General features: G+C 52.0%; 14 protein-coding genes and 1 other RNA gene. 9 read left to right on the forward strand and 6 right to left on the reverse strand.

The window, feature by feature from the left end; genetic code table 11:
* Nucleotides 1-140: 140 nt before the first annotated feature.
* The 3 genes from apbE to ydiK all read right to left on the reverse strand — a co-directional run bounded on the left by apbE (nucleotide 141) and on the right by ydiK (nucleotide 2,801).
* Complete coding sequence (apbE, locus tag ACIPUG_RS00005; RefSeq protein WP_400336774.1) at nucleotides 141-1,187, reverse strand: FAD:protein FMN transferase ApbE; 1,047 nt, start codon at nucleotides 1,185-1,187, stop codon at nucleotides 141-143.
* A gap of 91 nt (nucleotides 1,188-1,278) precedes the next feature.
* An RNA gene (gene rprA / locus ACIPUG_RS00010) (antisense sRNA RprA) lies at nucleotides 1,279-1,390 on the reverse strand.
* Between the two features lie 301 nt (nucleotides 1,391-1,691).
* Entirely contained in the window at nucleotides 1,692-2,801 is a 1,110-nt protein-coding gene (ydiK, locus tag ACIPUG_RS00015) for an AI-2E family transporter YdiK (RefSeq protein WP_014915800.1), read from the reverse strand.
* Nucleotides 2,802-3,096: 295 nt separating this feature from the next.
* Between ydiK and ACIPUG_RS00020 the strand changes: the two genes are divergently transcribed.
* Together ACIPUG_RS00020 and menI are read left to right on the forward strand one after the other, a co-directional pair.
* On the forward strand, nucleotides 3,097-6,150 hold the full coding sequence (locus ACIPUG_RS00020) for an FAD-binding and (Fe-S)-binding domain-containing protein (RefSeq protein ID WP_400276803.1): 3,054 nt from the start codon (nucleotides 3,097-3,099) through the stop codon (nucleotides 6,148-6,150).
* Nucleotides 6,150-6,566, forward strand: coding sequence for a 1,4-dihydroxy-2-naphthoyl-CoA hydrolase (gene menI, locus ACIPUG_RS00025; protein WP_010276356.1), 417 nt, complete (start codon nucleotides 6,150-6,152; stop codon nucleotides 6,564-6,566). Before ACIPUG_RS00020 ends, menI begins: the two co-directional genes overlap by 1 nt.
* A 48-nt stretch (nucleotides 6,567-6,614) precedes the next feature.
* Here menI and ACIPUG_RS00030 read toward each other — a convergent pair whose 3' ends face one another.
* Nucleotides 6,615-7,016, reverse strand: coding sequence for a hypothetical protein (locus ACIPUG_RS00030; protein WP_039286032.1), 402 nt, complete (start codon nucleotides 7,014-7,016; stop codon nucleotides 6,615-6,617).
* A gap of 426 nt (nucleotides 7,017-7,442) precedes the next feature.
* Between ACIPUG_RS00030 and sufA the strand changes: the two genes are divergently transcribed.
* The 7 genes from sufA (at nucleotide 7,443) to ACIPUG_RS00065 (ending at nucleotide 14,663) form a co-directional block, all read left to right on the forward strand.
* On the forward strand, nucleotides 7,443-7,814 hold the full coding sequence (gene sufA, locus ACIPUG_RS00035) for a Fe-S cluster assembly scaffold SufA (protein WP_005970398.1): 372 nt from the start codon (nucleotides 7,443-7,445) through the stop codon (nucleotides 7,812-7,814).
* 13 nt (nucleotides 7,815-7,827) lie between these two features.
* Nucleotides 7,828-9,327 carry a Fe-S cluster assembly protein SufB gene (gene sufB / locus ACIPUG_RS00040; RefSeq protein WP_400336776.1) on the forward strand — a complete coding sequence of 500 codons (1,500 nt, stop codon included), beginning with the start codon at nucleotides 7,828-7,830 and terminating at the stop codon, nucleotides 9,325-9,327.
* 96 nt (nucleotides 9,328-9,423) lie between these two features.
* Nucleotides 9,424-10,170, forward strand: a complete 747-nt coding sequence (gene sufC, locus ACIPUG_RS00045) for a Fe-S cluster assembly ATPase SufC (protein ID WP_014915795.1) — start codon at nucleotides 9,424-9,426, stop codon at nucleotides 10,168-10,170.
* Nucleotides 10,145-11,491: a Fe-S cluster assembly protein SufD gene (gene sufD / locus ACIPUG_RS00050; RefSeq protein ID WP_400336779.1), complete on the forward strand. Its 1,347-nt coding sequence runs from the start codon at nucleotides 10,145-10,147 to the stop codon at nucleotides 11,489-11,491. Before sufC ends, sufD begins: the two co-directional genes overlap by 26 nt.
* On the forward strand, nucleotides 11,491-12,714 hold the full coding sequence (gene sufS / locus ACIPUG_RS00055) for a cysteine desulfurase SufS (RefSeq protein WP_039551941.1): 1,224 nt from the start codon (nucleotides 11,491-11,493) through the stop codon (nucleotides 12,712-12,714). The genes sufD and sufS overlap by 1 nt, the downstream gene beginning before the upstream one ends.
* 33 nt (nucleotides 12,715-12,747) lie before the next feature.
* Nucleotides 12,748-13,164, forward strand: coding sequence for a cysteine desulfuration protein SufE (gene sufE / locus ACIPUG_RS00060; protein ID WP_010276404.1), 417 nt, complete (start codon nucleotides 12,748-12,750; stop codon nucleotides 13,162-13,164).
* 476 nt (nucleotides 13,165-13,640) lie between these two features.
* The gene (locus ACIPUG_RS00065; RefSeq protein WP_039525936.1) at nucleotides 13,641-14,663 is read left to right on the forward strand and encodes a L,D-transpeptidase family protein; all 1,023 of its coding nucleotides are present in this window, start codon (nucleotides 13,641-13,643) and stop codon (nucleotides 14,661-14,663) included.
* A 179-nt stretch (nucleotides 14,664-14,842) separates the two neighbouring features.
* On the opposite strand, the gene ACIPUG_RS00070 is transcribed toward ACIPUG_RS00065, so the two are convergent.
* Nucleotides 14,843-15,079 (reverse strand): major outer membrane lipoprotein, encoded by a 237-nt coding sequence (locus tag ACIPUG_RS00070; RefSeq protein WP_005970385.1) that lies wholly within the window; start codon nucleotides 15,077-15,079, stop codon nucleotides 14,843-14,845.
* Nucleotides 15,080-15,392: 313 nt separating this feature from the next.
* Nucleotides 15,393-16,805, reverse strand: coding sequence for a pyruvate kinase PykF (gene pykF, locus ACIPUG_RS00075; RefSeq protein ID WP_014915791.1), 1,413 nt, complete (start codon nucleotides 16,803-16,805; stop codon nucleotides 15,393-15,395).
* Nucleotides 16,806-17,267 lie beyond the last annotated feature (462 nt).

Genomic DNA, 17,267 nt, shown 5'->3' on the forward strand with positions numbered 1-17,267 from the left:
CAGATTCACCCTGTTTCAGGTGATGGTAGCTAACCATCACCCACTACCTAGTTCAAGATACAAGGGATGTACTTGCAGCGTCTTTACGATCTACCCATTACCACCGCTCGACCGCCGCTGATCGTGAGCCGTGCTGAAAATCACGGTGCCGCAATCAGGAAGGATTTAAACTGTGGCGTCATTACCGCGCTAAAGCCCTTATCCGTTTTGGTAATCAGATAAACCGCTAGCCCCTGCTGTTCTGCCAGTTTTAACGCCTTCTCTGTTCCCAACACCATCAAACCGGTATCCCAGCCATCCGCTTCCAGCGCGGTCGGTGCAATCACGGTCGCAGAAACCAACTGATGAGTAATCGGTCTGCCCGTCTCGGGATCGATAACGTGAGAATAGCGTTTGCTGTCCTCTTCAAAATAATTCCGATAGCTGCCGGAAGTACTGATCGCATACCCCTGCAAATTCACCGCCGCCTGTGCGGCATTTTCCTGATCGGTGGGTTTCTGTATCGCCACGCGCCACGGTGTACCCTCGGCGTTCACCCCACGGCTGGAAATCGCACCACCGACGGAAACCAGATAATTGATGATCCCTTTACGCGTCATTAACTGCGCGAGAACGTCTGCGCCGTACCCTTCGCCCAGCGTGGAGAGATCGACATACAAATCCGGGAGATCTTTCTGAATCCATTCTCCTTTTTCGTCACCGATCAGCTTCAGATGACGCAGCCCGACATTTTGCCGCGCTACATCGATCTGCTGCTGGCTGGGAACCCGCGTAGGCTGCTTCTGCGGGCCGAATCCCCAGAGATTAACCAACGGGCCGACGGTGATATCCATCGCACCGTGTGTGGCTTTACCGATACGTAGCGCGGCCAGAATAATATCCGCCATGCCATTGCTGATGGGCTGGGGATCCGTTCCTTGGTATTGATTAAAACGCGACAGGACTGAATTGTCACGGTAGGTGGAAATCTCGTCATTGGCCTGTTCGAGCAGAACATCGATTTCCCGTTGCAACTGCTGTTTGTCTTCGGTGATGTCGCCGCTAATTTTTACGCTGTAAAACGTCCCCATGGTTTTGCCTTCAATGGTCAACAAAGGGCGCTGTGTCGTCGGCGTTGGATTATCGCAGGCTGTCAGAAGACTGAATAAACCACAGAGTAGCAATCTCTTCGCGGCAAGAGGCATCATGAAAAACTCCTGAAAAACTGAACTGAGGGTAGGCAGACAGGAGAGTAACAAAAAAGGGATGAAGCGTAATTGAATGGAAGACAAATGAAAGGAAAAAAAAGGCCCATCTCAGGGGATGGGCAAAGACTACACACAGCAATTCGTTACTAACTCTGACGAGGAGGAAACCTCATTGACAAACAGTAGGTTAATACTAGCTCCGGTATTTATCCTATGGATTATGCCCTATTCAGTCATTAAGAATCATCCTAATAGTTAATTATCTTTTAAGGATTGGCTTCTCAGAGTTTTTGTATTGTCAATAATATTGATGCATTAGAGAAATGATATCAAAATTTTTAGGACTAATCCCTAAGAATAGAGGGTTAATCATTAGCTATTTTTACCTATTGAAAAAGTAAGGGAATGATAGCGCCGAAAAATAATACCGAAGAAGCGATGCCGAGAGAGGGAATGCGTGGGCGGCGTACCGCCCATGGGAAGAGAAAACGGTGACTGCCGGTCTTACTCTTTATCTGGCGTGTTAGATGTATTAACAGAGAGGATGTTTTGCGGTTCGGGGATTTCACGCATCCAGGCAAACAGCAGACGATAGGAAACGGCGAGGACGACCGGGCCAATAAATATCCCTATCATGCCAAACGCCAGCAAGCCGCCAATCACGCCGGAAAGAATCAGCAACATAGGAAGATCGGCACCCATTTTGATTAATACCGGGCGGATAACGTTATCGATGGTGCCAACGACGCAGCTCCAGACCAGCAAAATGGTGCCCCAGGTGTTATCGCCCGTCCAATACAGCCAAATAATGGCAGGAATCAATACCGGAAGCGGCCCTAACTGTGCCAGACAACACAGAAACATCAGAACGGTTAATAGCGTGGTGTAAGGAATCCCAGACAGCCCCAGACCCACTCCGCCTAATACCGATTGCACGATGGCTGTTACCACCACGCCGAGCGCGACGGCGCGAATTGACTGCGCGGCCAGAATCACCGCGGCATCGCCGCGCTCCTGTCCCAGCCGGATAGCGAAATGTCGCACGGCCTTCGCGACGGCTTCACCCTTGTAATAGAGCAGGGCGCTGAAAATAAGCATCAGAGAACAGTGCATTAGAAAACGCCCAACATGCGCCGCCTGTGCAACCAGCCAGGTTGCGGTTTTACCAAAATAGGGTTGCACCTTGGCGAACAAACCGCTGCCGCCGCTTTGTAATAGCGCCTGCCAGCTGTTGAACAATTTCTCACCGACTAAAGGAATGGATGTCAGCCACTCCAGCGTTGGCGGCGAAAAGTTTTCCTGTCTGGCTCCCCAACTCATTAGCGCCGAACTGTTCTCCACCACGCTACTGACAAGAACGGCAATCGGGACAATAAATAGCAGGATGAGCAGCAGCGTCATCACGAGCACGGCCAGAGAACGTCTCCCCCATAATAACGCCTGAAATTTAATCAGCAGCGGCCAGGTGGCAATCACCACCATACACGCCCAGGCGAATCCCAGAATAAAAGGCTGTACCACCCAAAAACAGGCAATAATCATGATGGTAATAAACACCAGACTGAACAGGATTCTGGCCAGATCAAATCGTGGTGGCTGGGAATATTTGCTCAATGAATCATTCCTCAATAGCAAAAGAAAGGGCTTAGGCGAGGTCGCTTGGGTGAAACCATGTAGTCATCCGTCATCATGAGATATTTCCGGGGGTTTTGACAGCCTATTGAACATTTTGTTGGTGAAACGGCCATTAGCCAACACGCTGTATGTTTTTGCCGATCCGGGAGCGCACACGATTGCGAAATGTGATAAAACGTGATGTCCCCGATGACAGAGCGGCTATATCGGGCTCTTCACAGGCATATCACGACATATTGGCAAACACATCATGTACGGACAGGGTCAAAAAATAATGATCCCACAGATCACGCAATCTCCCGGGCTGGTCCAGCCGGTGCTTAATTTTCTGGAAGCATTGAAGAAAAATGGATTCACGGGCGATACGGCGACTAATTATGCCGATCGTCTGACGATGGCAACGGATAACAGCATCTATCAACTTTTGCCGGATGCGGTGGTTTTCCCCCGTTCAACCGCCGATGTCGCGATCCTCTCGCGGCTGGCGGGCGAGGAACGTTTTTCAGGGCTGACCTTTACTCCACGCGGTGGCGGGACAGGAACGAACGGGCAGGCGCTGAATCGCGGCATCGTGGTCGATATGTCGCGTTATATGAACCGCATTCTGGAGATCAATCCTGAGCAAGGCTGGGTGCGCGTCGAAGCGGGCGTCATTAAAGATCAGCTTAACCAGTACCTGAAGCCTTATGGTTACTTCTTCGCACCCGAGCTGTCGACCAGTAACCGGGCGACGCTGGGCGGCATGATCAATACCGATGCCTCAGGGCAAGGTTCGCTGGTGTACGGCAAAACTTCAGACCATGTGCTGGGGCTACGTGCTGTCCTGCTGGGTGGCGAAATGCTGGATACGCAGGCGATGCCGGTAGAGCTGGCAGAGAAACTGGCGTTAGAAGATTCCGCCATCGGCCGTATTTACCATACGGTGCTGCACCGCTGTCGCGAACAGCGTGCGTTGATTATCGACAAGTTCCCTAAGCTGAATCGTTTTCTGACGGGTTATGACCTGCGCCATGTGTTCAGCGACGATCTCCGCACCTTTGACCTGACGCGTATTCTGACCGGGGCGGAAGGCACGCTGGCGTTTATCACCGAAGCGAAGCTCGATATCACGCCGCTGCCAAAGAGCCGCCGTCTGGTCAATATCAAATACGACTCCTTCAACTCCGCGTTGCGCAATGCGCCGTTCATGGTGGAAGCGAAGGCGTTGTCCGTTGAAACCGTGGATTCCAAAGTCTTAAACCTTGCTCGCGAAGATATCGTCTGGCATTCCGTTAGCGAACTGATTACCGATGTGCCTAATCAGGAAATGCTTGGTCTGAATATCGTTGAATTCGCGGGTGATGATGAAGCACTGATTAACGGGCAGGTCGACGCGCTCTGTCAGCGGCTGGATACGCTGCTGGCAAACGGAGAAGGCGGAGTAATTGGTTACCAAACCTGTAACGACCTGTCCGGCATCGAGCGTATTTATGCCATGCGGAAAAAAGCCGTCGGGCTGCTGGGCAACAGCAAAGGGCAGGCGAAGCCCATTCCGTTTGCGGAAGATACCTGCGTGCCACCACAGCATCTGGCCGATTACATCGAAGAGTTCCGTGCGCTGTTAGATAGCCACAACCTGACGTATGGCATGTTCGGCCACGTTGACGCAGGAGTGCTGCACGTTCGTCCGGCGCTGGATATGTGCGACCCGCAACAGGAAATGCTGATGAAACAGCTTTCCGACCAGATTGTCGCGCTGACGGCCAAATATGGCGGTCTGCTGTGGGGAGAGCACGGGAAAGGCTTCCGCGCTGAGTACAGCCCCGAATTCTTTGGGCCGGAACTGTATGCCGAGCTGCGCCGCATTAAGGCCGCGTTCGACCCTGATAACCGACTTAATCCCGGGAAGATTTGTGCGCCGCTGGACGTGGATGCGCCGATGATGAAAGTTGATGCGGTCAAGCGCGGCACGTTCGATCGCACGATCCCGCTGACGGTGCGCACGGCGTTCCGTGGCGCGATGGAATGTAACGGCAATGGTCTGTGCTTTAACTTTGATGCCCGTAGCCCAATGTGCCCGTCGATGAAAATCAGCGGCAACCGTATTCATTCCCCGAAAGGCCGTGCGACGCTGGTGCGTGAATGGTTACGCCTGCTGGCGGAGCAGGGCGTCGATCCCGTCGCGCTGGAGAACGCGTTGCCGCAGCAGAAGCTGAGCCTGCGCGCCTTTATCCAGAAGACCCGTAATACCTGGCAGGCGAAGCAAGGCGATTACGATTTCTCGCACGAAGTCAAAGATGCGATGTCGGGCTGTCTGGCGTGTAAAGCGTGCTCAACGCAGTGTCCTATCAAGATTGACGTGCCCGGTTTCCGCTCTCGCTTCCTGCAACTTTATCACACGCGCTATCTGCGTCCGGTGCGTGACTATCTGGTCGCTGGTGTCGAAAGCTATGCGCCGCTGATGGCGCGCAGCCCGAAGACGTTTAACTTCTTCCTGAAAATGCCGCTGCTGAATAACCTGAGCCGCAGCCAGATCGGCATGGTCGATTTGCCTCTGCTGTCATCGCCGTCGCTGCGCCAGCAGTTTGCCGGGCATAGCGGCGTCAACACCACGCTGGAACAGCTGGAACAGTTGCCGGAAGCGGCGCGCCAGCAGTACGTGCTCATCGTGCAGGATCCGTTTACCAGCTATTACGATGCGCAAGTGGTGGCAGATTTCGTCCATCTGATCGAAAAATTGAAGCTGAAGCCAGTTCTGTTGCCGTTCTCGCCGAACGGGAAGGCGCAGCACATTAAAGGCTTCCTGCAACGCTTTGCCAAAACGGCTTCGAAGACGGCAGATTTCCTGAACCGCGTCGCTAAATTAGGGATGCCGATGGTGGGTGTCGATCCGGCGCTGGTGTTGTGCTATCGCGACGAATACCGTGAAATTTTGGGCGAGAAGCGTGGCGATTTCCAGGTGCAACTGGTGCATGAATGGCTGGTGACGGCATTGGCAGACAGCACGCCGCAGCCTGCCACTGGCGAATCCTGGTATCTGCTGGGGCACTGTACGGAAACCACGGCGCTGCCGATCAGCACGAAACAGTGGTCCGACATTTTCTCGCGCTTTGGTGCCAAACTGGAGAATGTCAGCGTCGGCTGCTGCGGCATGGCGGGAACCTACGGGCATGAAACCAAGAACCTTGCCAACTCGCAGGGAATCTATGCGCTGTCCTGGCAGCAGGTGTTGCAGAAGTTACCGCAGAAACGCTGCCTGACTACCGGCTATTCGTGTCGCAGTCAGGTGAAACGCATGGAAGGCAGCGCATTGCGCCATCCGCTACAGGCCTTGCTGGAGATTATCTGATGCTATGGAAACGACAGGTTACGCTTGAGCAGCTTAACGAACCGAGCCAAACGTGTATGGTGGGCCATGTCGGTATCCGCTATACCCACATCGCAGAGGATTATCTGGAAGCGGTGATGCCAGTGGATTCTCGCACGCGTCAGCCATTTGGCTTATTGCACGGCGGTGCCTCCGTTGTGCTGGCGGAATCACTGGGTTCCGTCGCGGGCTATTTGTGTTCTGAAGGCGATCAGCAGGTGGTGGGGCTTGAAATCAATGCCAACCATCTGCGAGCCGTGCGTGAAGGGGAAGTGCGGGGCGTATGCCGGGCGCTTCACGTTGGCCGCCGTAGCCAGGTATGGCAGATTGAGATTTTTGATAATCAGAATCGCCTGTGCTGCATTTCACGTCTGACGACGTCGGTCATTACGCCGTAAGCATGAAGCACGAAACCAGATTGCTGGTCGGTCTGGTTTCGTTGCTCCTTAGGGGAGAAACGGCACGCGCTTAACGAAGTCGGTCTGAAACGCGGTGGCTTTATCCCACGAGCCCTGCATGCTTAACTGATGGCAAATTGATTTCAGCGTGTTACGGGCAAAGTAGTAGCTTTGCACGCGAAACAGGTGGCAACGCCCTTCATTATTAATCTCTTTAATCAACCGATTGTGCAGCTTGACCAGCGCATGCAGATAGCTCTCGTCATCGCCATTTCTCAGACAGAGTTCAACCATGTCCATGCAGGCGTTATGATAGCGACGTAAATGGTCAATATTGCTTCCCGGACGGTTTAAGCGAGCTTCCGCCATATAGAAATCAACGGTGGCATCGCGAATCTGAAATTTATATTCGTCAATTTGATGGTGCAGCCAGGCATTCACGGAAAGCATGGTTATCGATCCTGAACATGAAATGATAATCATTATCATATTGATAAAAAAGGTCATGATCAATGGGCAAAACGTGCTTTAACGTCAAAAGTCCGATCGGAAATCACATAAATCTTCATATACCTTCCCTGTTTTACAAATAGGTATCGCCGATAAATGTTATAATAATGATAACGAGATGATAATTTTCGCCTTCCCGAAAGGGACCGAGGTGATACTATTAATTCATTTATTATCAATTGGTTAGTTGATTTATTGCCGCATTGTTTGGCGCGTCAGAGACGTGTAAAATAGCGCTATTGGCTCGCTAAAAACCGAAATGTTACGAATAGCCCTGCGAAACAAGAGGTTGAAGCTAGTTTCATTATCACTAACATTAGGGGAAACCAGCCTAAAACTGGTACCACACGCAATGAGGTATTCCATATGCAAGCGGAAAATGTAGGGACGTTTTCACTGGATGAAAATGTCTGGCAAGGATTGACGCTGACCGACAGCGCCGTGAAGCAGATTAAGAATCTGATGAAGCAGGATGAAGCCGTGCAAGGACTACGGCTCGGCGTTAAACAATCAGGCTGTGCAGGGTTTGGCTATGTGCTGGATCTGGTACAGGAGTTCGAGACCGACGATCTGGTATTCGAACGTGATGGTGCAAAACTGTATGTCCCACTGAAAGCGATGCCTTTCATTGACGGCACAGAACTTGATTTCGTCCGTGAAGGGCTGAATCAGATATTCAAGTTTAATAATCCCAGAGCGCAGCATGCTTGTGGATGTGGCGAAAGCTTTGGCATTTAAGTGATGAAAAATTATGGCACGTAGCACGGTAGATGTACCTGATGATGTCCAGATCTGGATGGGTGATGGACGCTATAAAGAAGGTTTCTTCACGCAGTTGGAAACCGATGAGCTGGCGCACGGCATCAACGAAGATGTCGTACGGGCGATCTCGGCGAAGCGTAACGAACCTGAGTGGATGCTGGAATTCCGTCTCAACGCCTACAAAGCGTGGCTGGAGATGGAAGAACCGCATTGGCTGAAAGCCCATTACGAAAAACTGGACTATCAGGACTATAGCTATTATTCCGCGCCTTCCTGCGGTAACTGCGACGACAGCTGCGGCTCTGAGCCCGGTGCCAAGCAGCAATCCGGGATTACGGACGTGAATAATTACCTGACCAGCGAAGTAGAGAATGCGTTTAATCAGTTGGGTGTTCCTGTCCGTGAAGGCAAGAAAGTGGCGGTTGATGCGATTTTTGACTCCGTCTCTGTTGCGACCACGTATCGGCATGAGCTGGCTGAAAAAGGCATTATCTTCTGCTCATTCAGCGAGGCGATTCAGGAGCATCCCGATTTGGTGCGCCAGTATCTCGGTACAGTCGTCCCAGCGAACGACAACTTCTTTGCGGCGCTGAACTCGGCGGTCGCCTCCGACGGCACGTTTGTGTACATCCCGAAAGGCGTGCGCTGCCCGATGGAACTGTCGACGTATTTCCGCATTAACGCGGCGAAAACTGGCCAGTTCGAGCGTACGATCCTGATCGCCGATGATGACAGCTACGTCAGCTACATCGAAGGCTGCTCCGCGCCCGTTCGTGACACCTACCAGCTGCACGCTGCGGTGGTGGAAGTCATCATCAACAAGAATGCCGAAGTGAAATACTCCACGGTGCAGAACTGGTTCTCCGGTAAAGATGACGCCGAAGGCGGGATTCTGAACTTCGTGACCAAGCGCGCGCTGTGTGCAGGCGAGCATTCGAAAATGTCCTGGACGCAGTCAGAAACTGGCTCCGCGATCACCTGGAAATACCCGAGCGTTATTCTGCGTGGTGACTACTCCGTCGGTGAATTCTTCTCTGTCGCGTTGACCAATGGTCGTCAGCAGGCCGATACCGGCACCAAGATGATTCACATCGGTAAAAACACCCGTTCGACCATCATCTCTAAAGGGATTTCCGCCGGATGTAGTGAGAACACCTACCGCGGTCTGGTGAAGATCATGCCGAGCGCGACCAACGCCCGTAACTTCACCCAGTGTGACTCCATGCTGATCGGCAGCGAGTGCGGCGCGCACACTTTCCCGTATGTGGAAGTGCGCAACAATACCGCGCAGTTGGAGCACGAAGCGACGACCTCGAAAATTGGCGAAGACCAGCTGTTCTACTGTCTGCAACGCGGTATCAGCGAAGATGACGCCATCTCGATGATCGTGAACGGATTCTGTAAGGACGTCTTCTCTGAATTACCGTTGGAATTTGCGGTAGAAGCACAAAAGTTACTGGCGATTAGCCTGGAACACAGCGTGGGTTAATTCGGCGGTTACCGGGATTTTCACAGAGAATAATGAGAATCATCGGTCCCGGAATTCATTAAGCGCTCGCCACATTGGGCGTTGGAAGGAATAAGCATGTTAAGCATCGAAAATTTAAAAGTCAGCGTAGAAGGCAAAGAGATCATCAAAGGGCTTAATCTCACCATTAAGCCGGGTGAAGTTCACGCAATTATGGGCCCGAATGGCTCAGGAAAAAGTACGCTCTCCGCGACGCTGGCTGGACGCGAAGAATATGAAGTGACCGACGGTTCGGTGAACTTCAAAGGGAAAGATCTGCTGGAATTGTCTCCAGAAGATCGTGCGGGCGAAGGCGTCTTCATGGCGTTTCAGTACCCTGTCGAGATCCCCGGCGTCAGCAACCAGTTCTTCCTGCAAACCTCCGTTAACGCGGTGCGTAAATACCGCGAGCAGGAACCACTGGATCGCTTTGACTTCGCCGACTTTATCGAAGAAAAGATCAAGTTATTGAATATGCCGGAAGATTTGCTGACCCGTTCGGTCAACGTGGGCTTCTCCGGCGGTGAGAAAAAGCGTAACGATATTCTGCAGATGGCGGCGCTGGAGCCGGATTTGTGCATTCTGGATGAAACCGACTCCGGTCTGGACATCGATGCACTGAAAATCGTCTCTAACGGCGTTAACTCCCTGCGCGACGGCAAACGTTCGTTCATCATCGTCACGCACTACCAGCGTATTCTTGATTACATCAAACCGGATCACGTCCACGTTCTGTATCAAGGGCGCATTGTGAAATCCGGTGATTTCTCGCTGGTGAAACAGTTGGAGGAGCAAGGCTATGGCTGGCTTACCGACGAGCAATAAGGTGACGAGCGATAACGCGACGGGTAAAACCAGCATCGCACAGAAACAAGAGCAGGCGCTGCAGCAATGGCATGGTCTGTTTGAACGCGATACATCGCGCCGTTCTGAAGGGGCGAACCAGCACTGGCAGGACGTGGTGCGCCTTGGCTTACCGCACCGTAAGCATGAGCACTGGAAATACACGCCGCTGGATGGCTTGCTGAGCAACGAATTTGTCGCACCACAGGCACCGTCTCTCGATCGTGCAGCGGTAGATGCCCTGGCTTTAGCGGTAGATAGCTGGCGTCTGGTGTTTGTCGATGGCGTATTCAACGCAGAACTCAGCGACAGCGCCTGGGGCCCTTATCAGGTTGACGTACAGGCGTCGCGTGCGCATGGCGTGCTGCCTGCGGCTATCCAGTCTGAAGTGTTCCTGCACCTGACCGAAAGTCTGGCTAGCACAAGTACGCTGATTCATCTGGCGGCCGGACAGCAGGCGGAAAAACCGCTTTACCTGTTGCACATTAGCAGTAGCCAGGAAGCCGCGTTGAACACGGTTCACCATCGTCATCACCTGAACGTTGAGCGTGGCGCGAGTGCGGAAATTATCGAGCACTACGTCAGTCTGGATGAGCATGCGCACTTTACTGGCGCTCGTCTGACGGTGAATGCGGCAGAAAATAGCCAGGTTAGCCATTATAAGCTGGCGTTTGAAGCGGCGGCTGGCTACCACTTCGCGCATAACGATCTGGTTCTGGCGCGTGATGCTCGGGTTCGTAGCCACAGCTTCTTGCTGGGGGCGGGTCTGACGCGTCATAACACCAGCGCCCAGTTGAATGGCGAAGGCACCAATCTGTCCATGAACAGCCTGATCCTGCCGGTTGGCAGCGAAGTGTGCGATACGCGGACGTATCTGGAGCATAATCAGGGCTATGGCGAAAGCCGCCAACTGCATAAAGTCATCGTCAACGATCGCGCCAGAGCGGTGTTTAACGGCATGATCAAAGTTGCGCCACATGCGCTGAAAACTGACGGGCAGATGACTAACAACAACCTGCTGCTGGGGCGACTGGCTGAGGTTGATACCAAGCCGCAGTTGGAAATCTACGCAGACGACGTGAAATGCAGCCACGGTGCCACGATTGGCCGTATGGACGAAGAACAGCTGTTCTATCTGCGTTCTCGTGGTATTACGCAGCAGGATGCACAACAGATGATCATCTTCGCCTTTGCGGCGGAAGTCACAGAAGCGATTGAAAACGAGTCTCTGCGAGATGTGGTTCTGGAACGTATCGCGCAGCGTTTGCCAAACGCGCTGGCGAATGCCGGCAAGGCGGTATGATGAGTTATCCTATTGAACGGGTTCGTGCCGATTTCCCGCTGCTGGCAAGTGAGGTTAACGGTCAACCGTTAGCCTATCTTGATAGCGCCGCGAGTGCGCAAAAACCGCACGCGGTTATCGATCGCGAAGCCGAATTCTATCGCCATGAATATGCTGCTGTGCATCGCGGCATTCACACGCTGAGCGCGCAGGCGACCAGCGCGATGGAAGCCGTACGCGAGAAGGTTGCCTCCTTTATTAATGCGGCCTCAGTGGAAGAGATTGTCTTTGTTCGCGGGACGACGGAGGCCATCAATCTGGTGGCTAACAGCTATGGCCGCACCTTCATCCAGCCGGGCGATAACCTGATCATCACCGAGATGGAACACCACGCGAATATTGTTCCCTGGCAGATGCTGGCGGAAGCGCGTGGCGTTGAGGTTCGCGTATTGCCACTGGCCGAAGATGGTTCACTGGATGTTGCGCAGCTTCCGGGATTACTGGATGAGCGAACTCGTCTGCTGGCAGTAACGCAAATCTCTAACGTACTCGGTGCCCTAAACCCAGTTAAGGCCATGATCGCACAGGCAAAAGCGGCTGGCGCGGTTACGTTGGTCGATGGTGCGCAGTCGATTATGCATCAGACGGTCGATGTGCAGGATCTGGACTGCGACTTCTTTGTCTTTTCAGGACATAAGATCTACGGCCCATCGGGTATTGGCGTGCTGTACGGCAAACGTGACCTGCTTCAGGCCATGCCGCCGTGGGAAGGTGGCGGGGCGATGATTCGTCAGGTGAGCCTGCGTACGGGCACCACCTATGCCGATTCGCCGTGGCGCTTTGAAGCCGGCTCACCCAACACGGGCGGTATCATGGGCTTAGGCGCTGCGTTGGACTACGTGACGGCGCTGGGACGTGAAGAGATTCAACGTTATGAATCTTCTCTGATGCAGTATGCGCTGGAAGCGCTCACGCAGGTGCCCGATCTGACCTTGTACGGGCCTGCTGAACGCCACGGTGTTATCGCGTTTAATCTTGGGCAGCACCACGCCTATGACGTTGGAAGTTTCCTCGATCGGTACGGTATTGCGATTCGCACCGGCCACCATTGCGCGATGCCGCTGATGGAACACTACGGTGTTCCTAGTATGTGCCGCGCCTCGCTGGCCGTTTATACTACACGCGAAGAAATTGACCGGCTGGTTGCCGGATTGCAACGTATCCATCGATTGCTGGGCAGCTAAGCGCCGCGCGCGGATCTGTTCGGGGAGGAAAACATGGCGAGTCTGCCAGAACCGCAGAAACTGGCGCGCAATTTTGCGCGCTGTAATGACTGGGAAGAAAAATATCTTTATGTCATCGAGTTAGGAGAGCGTCTTGACCCTCTGCCCGACGAGTGGCGTAATCCAGAGAACCTGATTTCGGGGTGCCAAAGCCAGGTTTGGATTGTGACACAGCCCGATGAACAGGGCATTATCACCCTACACGGCGACAGCGATGCCGCCATCGTGAAAGGGCTGATTGCCGTGGTTTTCAGTCTGTATCAGGGGCTGACAGCGCAGGAGATTGTTGAGCTGGATGTGCGGCCATTCTTCGAATCGCTGGCGTTGAATCAACACCTTACGCCATCCCGCTCTCAGGGGCTTGAGGCGATGCTGCGCGCGATTCGCGCACATGCCGCGGCACTGCTTTAATTTTCTTCTCTGTTTTCTGCTTTCCTGAAGTATAAAAAAGCGCTGTGACGGAAAAAACGTCCAGCGCTTTTTTGTTTTTTCATTTACTGATTTTTACCAACGGCACGTTATTGTTTTTTGGTAGATTTATTAACTCGCTGATATTTCAGAATTCGTCCCGTATATTTATTTCCCATTAAATTTTATGCTGGCTCTGCTTTGTAAAGAATTGAATATCAATGCTTTGATTTTTAAATAAAATATTCTTTTGTTACAACAATGCTAATATATACCCACGCTCGGTGGAAAGGGGCAACAATAGCCGCATTGACACCAGATATCCCCGAACCATTCAGGTTGCAGAAACGCGAATGCGCAGGCAGCTTGAGGGCATGGCGGGGTAAACAGGGTATAGCCAGCCGGATACTGCATTCTGGGTACAGAACCGGATGTTGTTGATAAATTACTTATGTTAGTTGTGATGTAGGGAACCTAATATGAAACGCGCGTTAACTTTACTTGGTATGGCCTTCGCGGCATATCTGGCCAGCACCGCCGCTAAAGCGACGGAATACCCGCTACCGCCACCCAATAGCCGACTTATTGGCGAAAATATCGCTTATACGGTCCCCAATGATGGTCGTCCGCTGGAGGCTATCGCTGCGGATTTCAAGATTGGTCTGTTGGGCATGATGGAAGCGAATCCAGGGGTGGATCCTTACCTGCCGACAGCGGGTTCCACGCTCACGATCCCAACGCAAATGCTGCTGCCGGATACCCCACGTGAAGGCATTGTGGTCAATCTGGCGGAGCTGCGCCTCTACTACTACCCGAAAGGGAAAAATACCGTCATCGTTTACCCGATCGGCATCGGTCAACTGGGGCGTAATACGCCACTGATGACGACCAGCATTAGCGAGAAGCGTGAAAATCCGACCTGGACGCCAACAGCGAACATCCGTAAGCATTATCTTGAAGAGCAGGGCATTAAACTGCCTGCCGTCGTTCCGGCTGGCCCAGATAACCCGATGGGATTACATGCATTGCGTCTGTCAGCGCACGGCGGCGTTTATCTGCTGCACGGTACGAACGCGGACTTCGGTATCGGTATGCGCGTAAGTTCCGGCTGTATCCGTCTGCGTCCGGATGACATTAAGGCGTTATTCGACAACGTGCCAGTCGGCACGCGAGTGCAGATTGTTAACGATGCGATTAAAACGTCCGTTGAACCAGACGGCAAACGCTACGTTGAAGTGCATCAGCCTCTGTCGAAAACCGATAAGGACGATCCACAAACCATGCCGATTCCGCTGACGGCGAAGACGCAGAAGTTTGTTAAGGATGCGGAGACGGACAGTAAAGCGGTTGCTGATGCGATTGTGCGTCGTTCAGGCATGCCAATCGTGGTTAGCGTAGGGCAAGACATCAATACCTACCAACCACCGGTAGAATCGGCTCCAGAAACGCCTAAGACGCATCAGGTTGCGCCGATCACGGCGATCAGTACCACCGCTCGGTAATACTGAAATAAATCGGCCAGATGCGTTTAGGGCGCATCTGGCTTGGCCAGGGATAGGGCAGAAGGATGAAGATACCTGACAAAGCGAAAAAGGGATTGAAAGAGAACGCTGAAAAGGTAAAATGCAGGCAAAAAAAATGGCGCACAGTGTGCGCCATTTTCACTACTTAACCAGTTCGATTACTTTTTGTAAGTACGAACTTGGTTGTCCAGACGCTGGTTAGCACGAGCTGCGTCATCTTTAGCAGCTTGTACGTCAGAGCGGATTGCGTTCACGTCGTTGCTCAGTTGGTCAACTTTAGCGTTCAGAGTCTGAACGTCAGAAGACAGCTGATCAATTTTAGCGTTGCTTGAACAACCAGCAAGCAGAGTAGAACCCAGGATTACCGCGCCCAGTACCAGTTTAGTACGATTCATTATTAATACCCTCTAGATTGAGTTAATCTCCATGTAGCGTTACAAGTATTACACAAACTTTTTTCTAATGAGAATAAATTTTTGATGAGAACATGCTTAATTTTGATCGTTCGCTCAAAGAAACAGCGAGTTTTACATATTCATTAAAAAAGTAAGGAAAACAGTGCTATTTTTATCGGATAACTCTGAGGCTTTAAGCTATTAAATGACGTGTTACACAGACGCATTAATTAGGTTATCGCACTGTAGAAAGTCGTTTCAGAATATAAAAAAAGCGCCATTAAGGCGCTTTTTACCGATCTGATCGTTGGGATTAGAGACGGTGTACGGAAGCGGTGTTGGTTGTGCCGCTGGAAACCAGTGCACCAGACACCATAACCACAACATCGCCAGCTTGCGCATGACCGCTGTTCAGCGCAGCTTCTTTACCGATACGGTAGAAATCATCAGTAGAAGCGATTTCCTTCACCAGCAGCGTATCAATGCCTTTGCTCAGCAGCAGCTGACGTGCAGTCACGTCGTTCGTCGTCAGTGCCAGAATACGGGCGTTCGGGAAATATTTACGGATAGACTTGGCAGACTTACCGCCGCTGGTCGCAACCACAATCAGTGGTGCATCCAGTTTCTCTGCAGTTTCAACTGCGCCACGGCAGACCGCTTCAGTGATACGCAGAACCGGAGGCGTCTTGATGGTATCCAGACGGCTTTTCATCACGGAGTCGGTACGCTGACAGATCGTTGCCATAATGGTAACGGATTCCAGCGGGTATTTACCTTTCGCACTTTCGCCAGACAGCATCACGGCATCGGTGCCGTCGATGATGGCGTTCGCCACGTCGCCAGCTTCAGCACGGGTAGGGCGTGGGTTTTTGATCATGGAATCCAGCATTTGCGTCGCGGTGATCACCACTTTGCGTGCCAGGTTACATTTTTCGATCATCATTTTCTGTGCGAAGATCACTTCTTCAACCGGGATTTCAACGCCCAGGTCGCCACGAGCAACCATGATGCCGTCGGACGCTTCCAGAATTTCGTCGAAATTGTTCAGACCCTCCTGGTTTTCGATTTTGGAGATGATCTGGATGTGCTCGCCACCGTGAGCTTTCAGGTGAGCGCGGATTTCTTCAACGTCAGAACGTTTACGAATAAAGGATGCCGCAACGAAATCGACGCCTTGTTCGCAACCGAAAATCAGGTCACGTTTGTCTTTTTCAGCCAGAGCAGGTAACTGGATGGAAACGCCAGGCAGGTTGACACCTTTATTCTCGCCCAGATCGCCATTGTTCAGTACTTTACAAACGACGTCGTTACCGTTGATTGCGGTAACCTGCATACCGATCAAGCCGTCATCAACCAGAACGGTGTTACCGACGCTCAGGTCTTCGGTAAATCCAGCGTAGGTTACTGCGACGCGATCTTTGTTACCCACGATGCTTTGATCGGTGGTGAACGTGAACGTTTGACCTGCGGTCAGCGTAACGTCAGCGCCGTTTTCCAGCTTCATGGTACGAATTTCTGGACCTTTGGTGTCAAGCAGGATTGCGGCTTTCTTGCCGGTTTTTTCCATAACGGCACGCAGATTCTTGATGCGCTGACCGTGTTCTGCGTAATCCCCGTGAGAGAAATTCAGGCGCATAACATTCATGCCGGCAGACAGCAGGTTGCCAAGCATTTCTTCCGATTCTGTTTTCGGCCCGATGGTACAAACAATTTTTGTCTTTTTCATACGATAGTTTCTACAAGTTGTGATGGATTAAAAAACGAGTGAACCAGTGGCAAGGCGAGACAGGCCGCTGGAAAGAATGTATGAGGAAACAGTATAGGAGGTAAGTATAGATGGTCGTCGTGAATGGGTGATGAAGTGCGCAGCCGCTCGTCGCATGAGATTAGCGGGAGTCGCGTTGGCGATGCCGTTGATAATAATGTTATTGATAGTGGCACGTTGTTTAGCTGAAACCATTCAATTGAAACGACGTTCCGTATTATAGTTATTAAGCGACGAGAAACAAGGTGGTAAAAGGGATGAAATTGAATATTTTGTCGTGTTTACGCAAAAAACTGATCGATTTGGTGTTTTTACCTAACTTTGTTGCGCAACTGCCTAAGAAACCCACCGTATCAATACGGTATGACGGCGACTGACGGCAAGTGGTTGATTCTTGTAACGGCACACAATAAATAAAGAAAA

Source organism: Pectobacterium sp. CHL-2024 (genome assembly GCF_044751765.1).
GTDB classification, from domain to species: domain Bacteria; phylum Pseudomonadota; class Gammaproteobacteria; order Enterobacterales; family Enterobacteriaceae; genus Pectobacterium; species Pectobacterium brasiliense.

What these genes read in the sequence shown, in the direction of transcription:
- ACIPUG_RS00030 (WP_039286032.1), bottom strand. Translation starts at nt 7,016, where the DNA reads ATGCTTTCCGTGAATGCCTGGCTGCACCATCAAATTGACGAATATAAA.
- sufC (WP_014915795.1), top strand. Translation starts at nt 9,424, where the DNA reads ATGTTAAGCATCGAAAATTTAAAAGTCAGCGTAGAAGGCAAAGAGATC.
- sufE (WP_010276404.1), top strand. Translation starts at nt 12,748, where the DNA reads ATGGCGAGTCTGCCAGAACCGCAGAAACTGGCGCGCAATTTTGCGCGC.
- ACIPUG_RS00070 (WP_005970385.1), bottom strand. Translation starts at nt 15,079, where the DNA reads ATGAATCGTACTAAACTGGTACTGGGCGCGGTAATCCTGGGTTCTACT.
- pykF (WP_014915791.1), bottom strand. Translation starts at nt 16,805, where the DNA reads ATGAAAAAGACAAAAATTGTTTGTACCATCGGGCCGAAAACAGAATCG.
- sufS (WP_039551941.1), top strand. Translation starts at nt 11,491, where the DNA reads ATGAGTTATCCTATTGAACGGGTTCGTGCCGATTTCCCGCTGCTGGCA.
- ACIPUG_RS00065 (WP_039525936.1), top strand. Translation starts at nt 13,641, where the DNA reads ATGAAACGCGCGTTAACTTTACTTGGTATGGCCTTCGCGGCATATCTG.
- ACIPUG_RS00020 (WP_400276803.1), top strand. Translation starts at nt 3,097, where the DNA reads ATGATCCCACAGATCACGCAATCTCCCGGGCTGGTCCAGCCGGTGCTT.
- sufB (WP_400336776.1), top strand. Translation starts at nt 7,828, where the DNA reads ATGGCACGTAGCACGGTAGATGTACCTGATGATGTCCAGATCTGGATG.
- apbE (WP_400336774.1), bottom strand. Translation starts at nt 1,187, where the DNA reads ATGATGCCTCTTGCCGCGAAGAGATTGCTACTCTGTGGTTTATTCAGT.
- sufD (WP_400336779.1), top strand. Translation starts at nt 10,145, where the DNA reads ATGGCTGGCTTACCGACGAGCAATAAGGTGACGAGCGATAACGCGACG.
- menI (WP_010276356.1), top strand. Translation starts at nt 6,150, where the DNA reads ATGCTATGGAAACGACAGGTTACGCTTGAGCAGCTTAACGAACCGAGC.
- sufA (WP_005970398.1), top strand. Translation starts at nt 7,443, where the DNA reads ATGCAAGCGGAAAATGTAGGGACGTTTTCACTGGATGAAAATGTCTGG.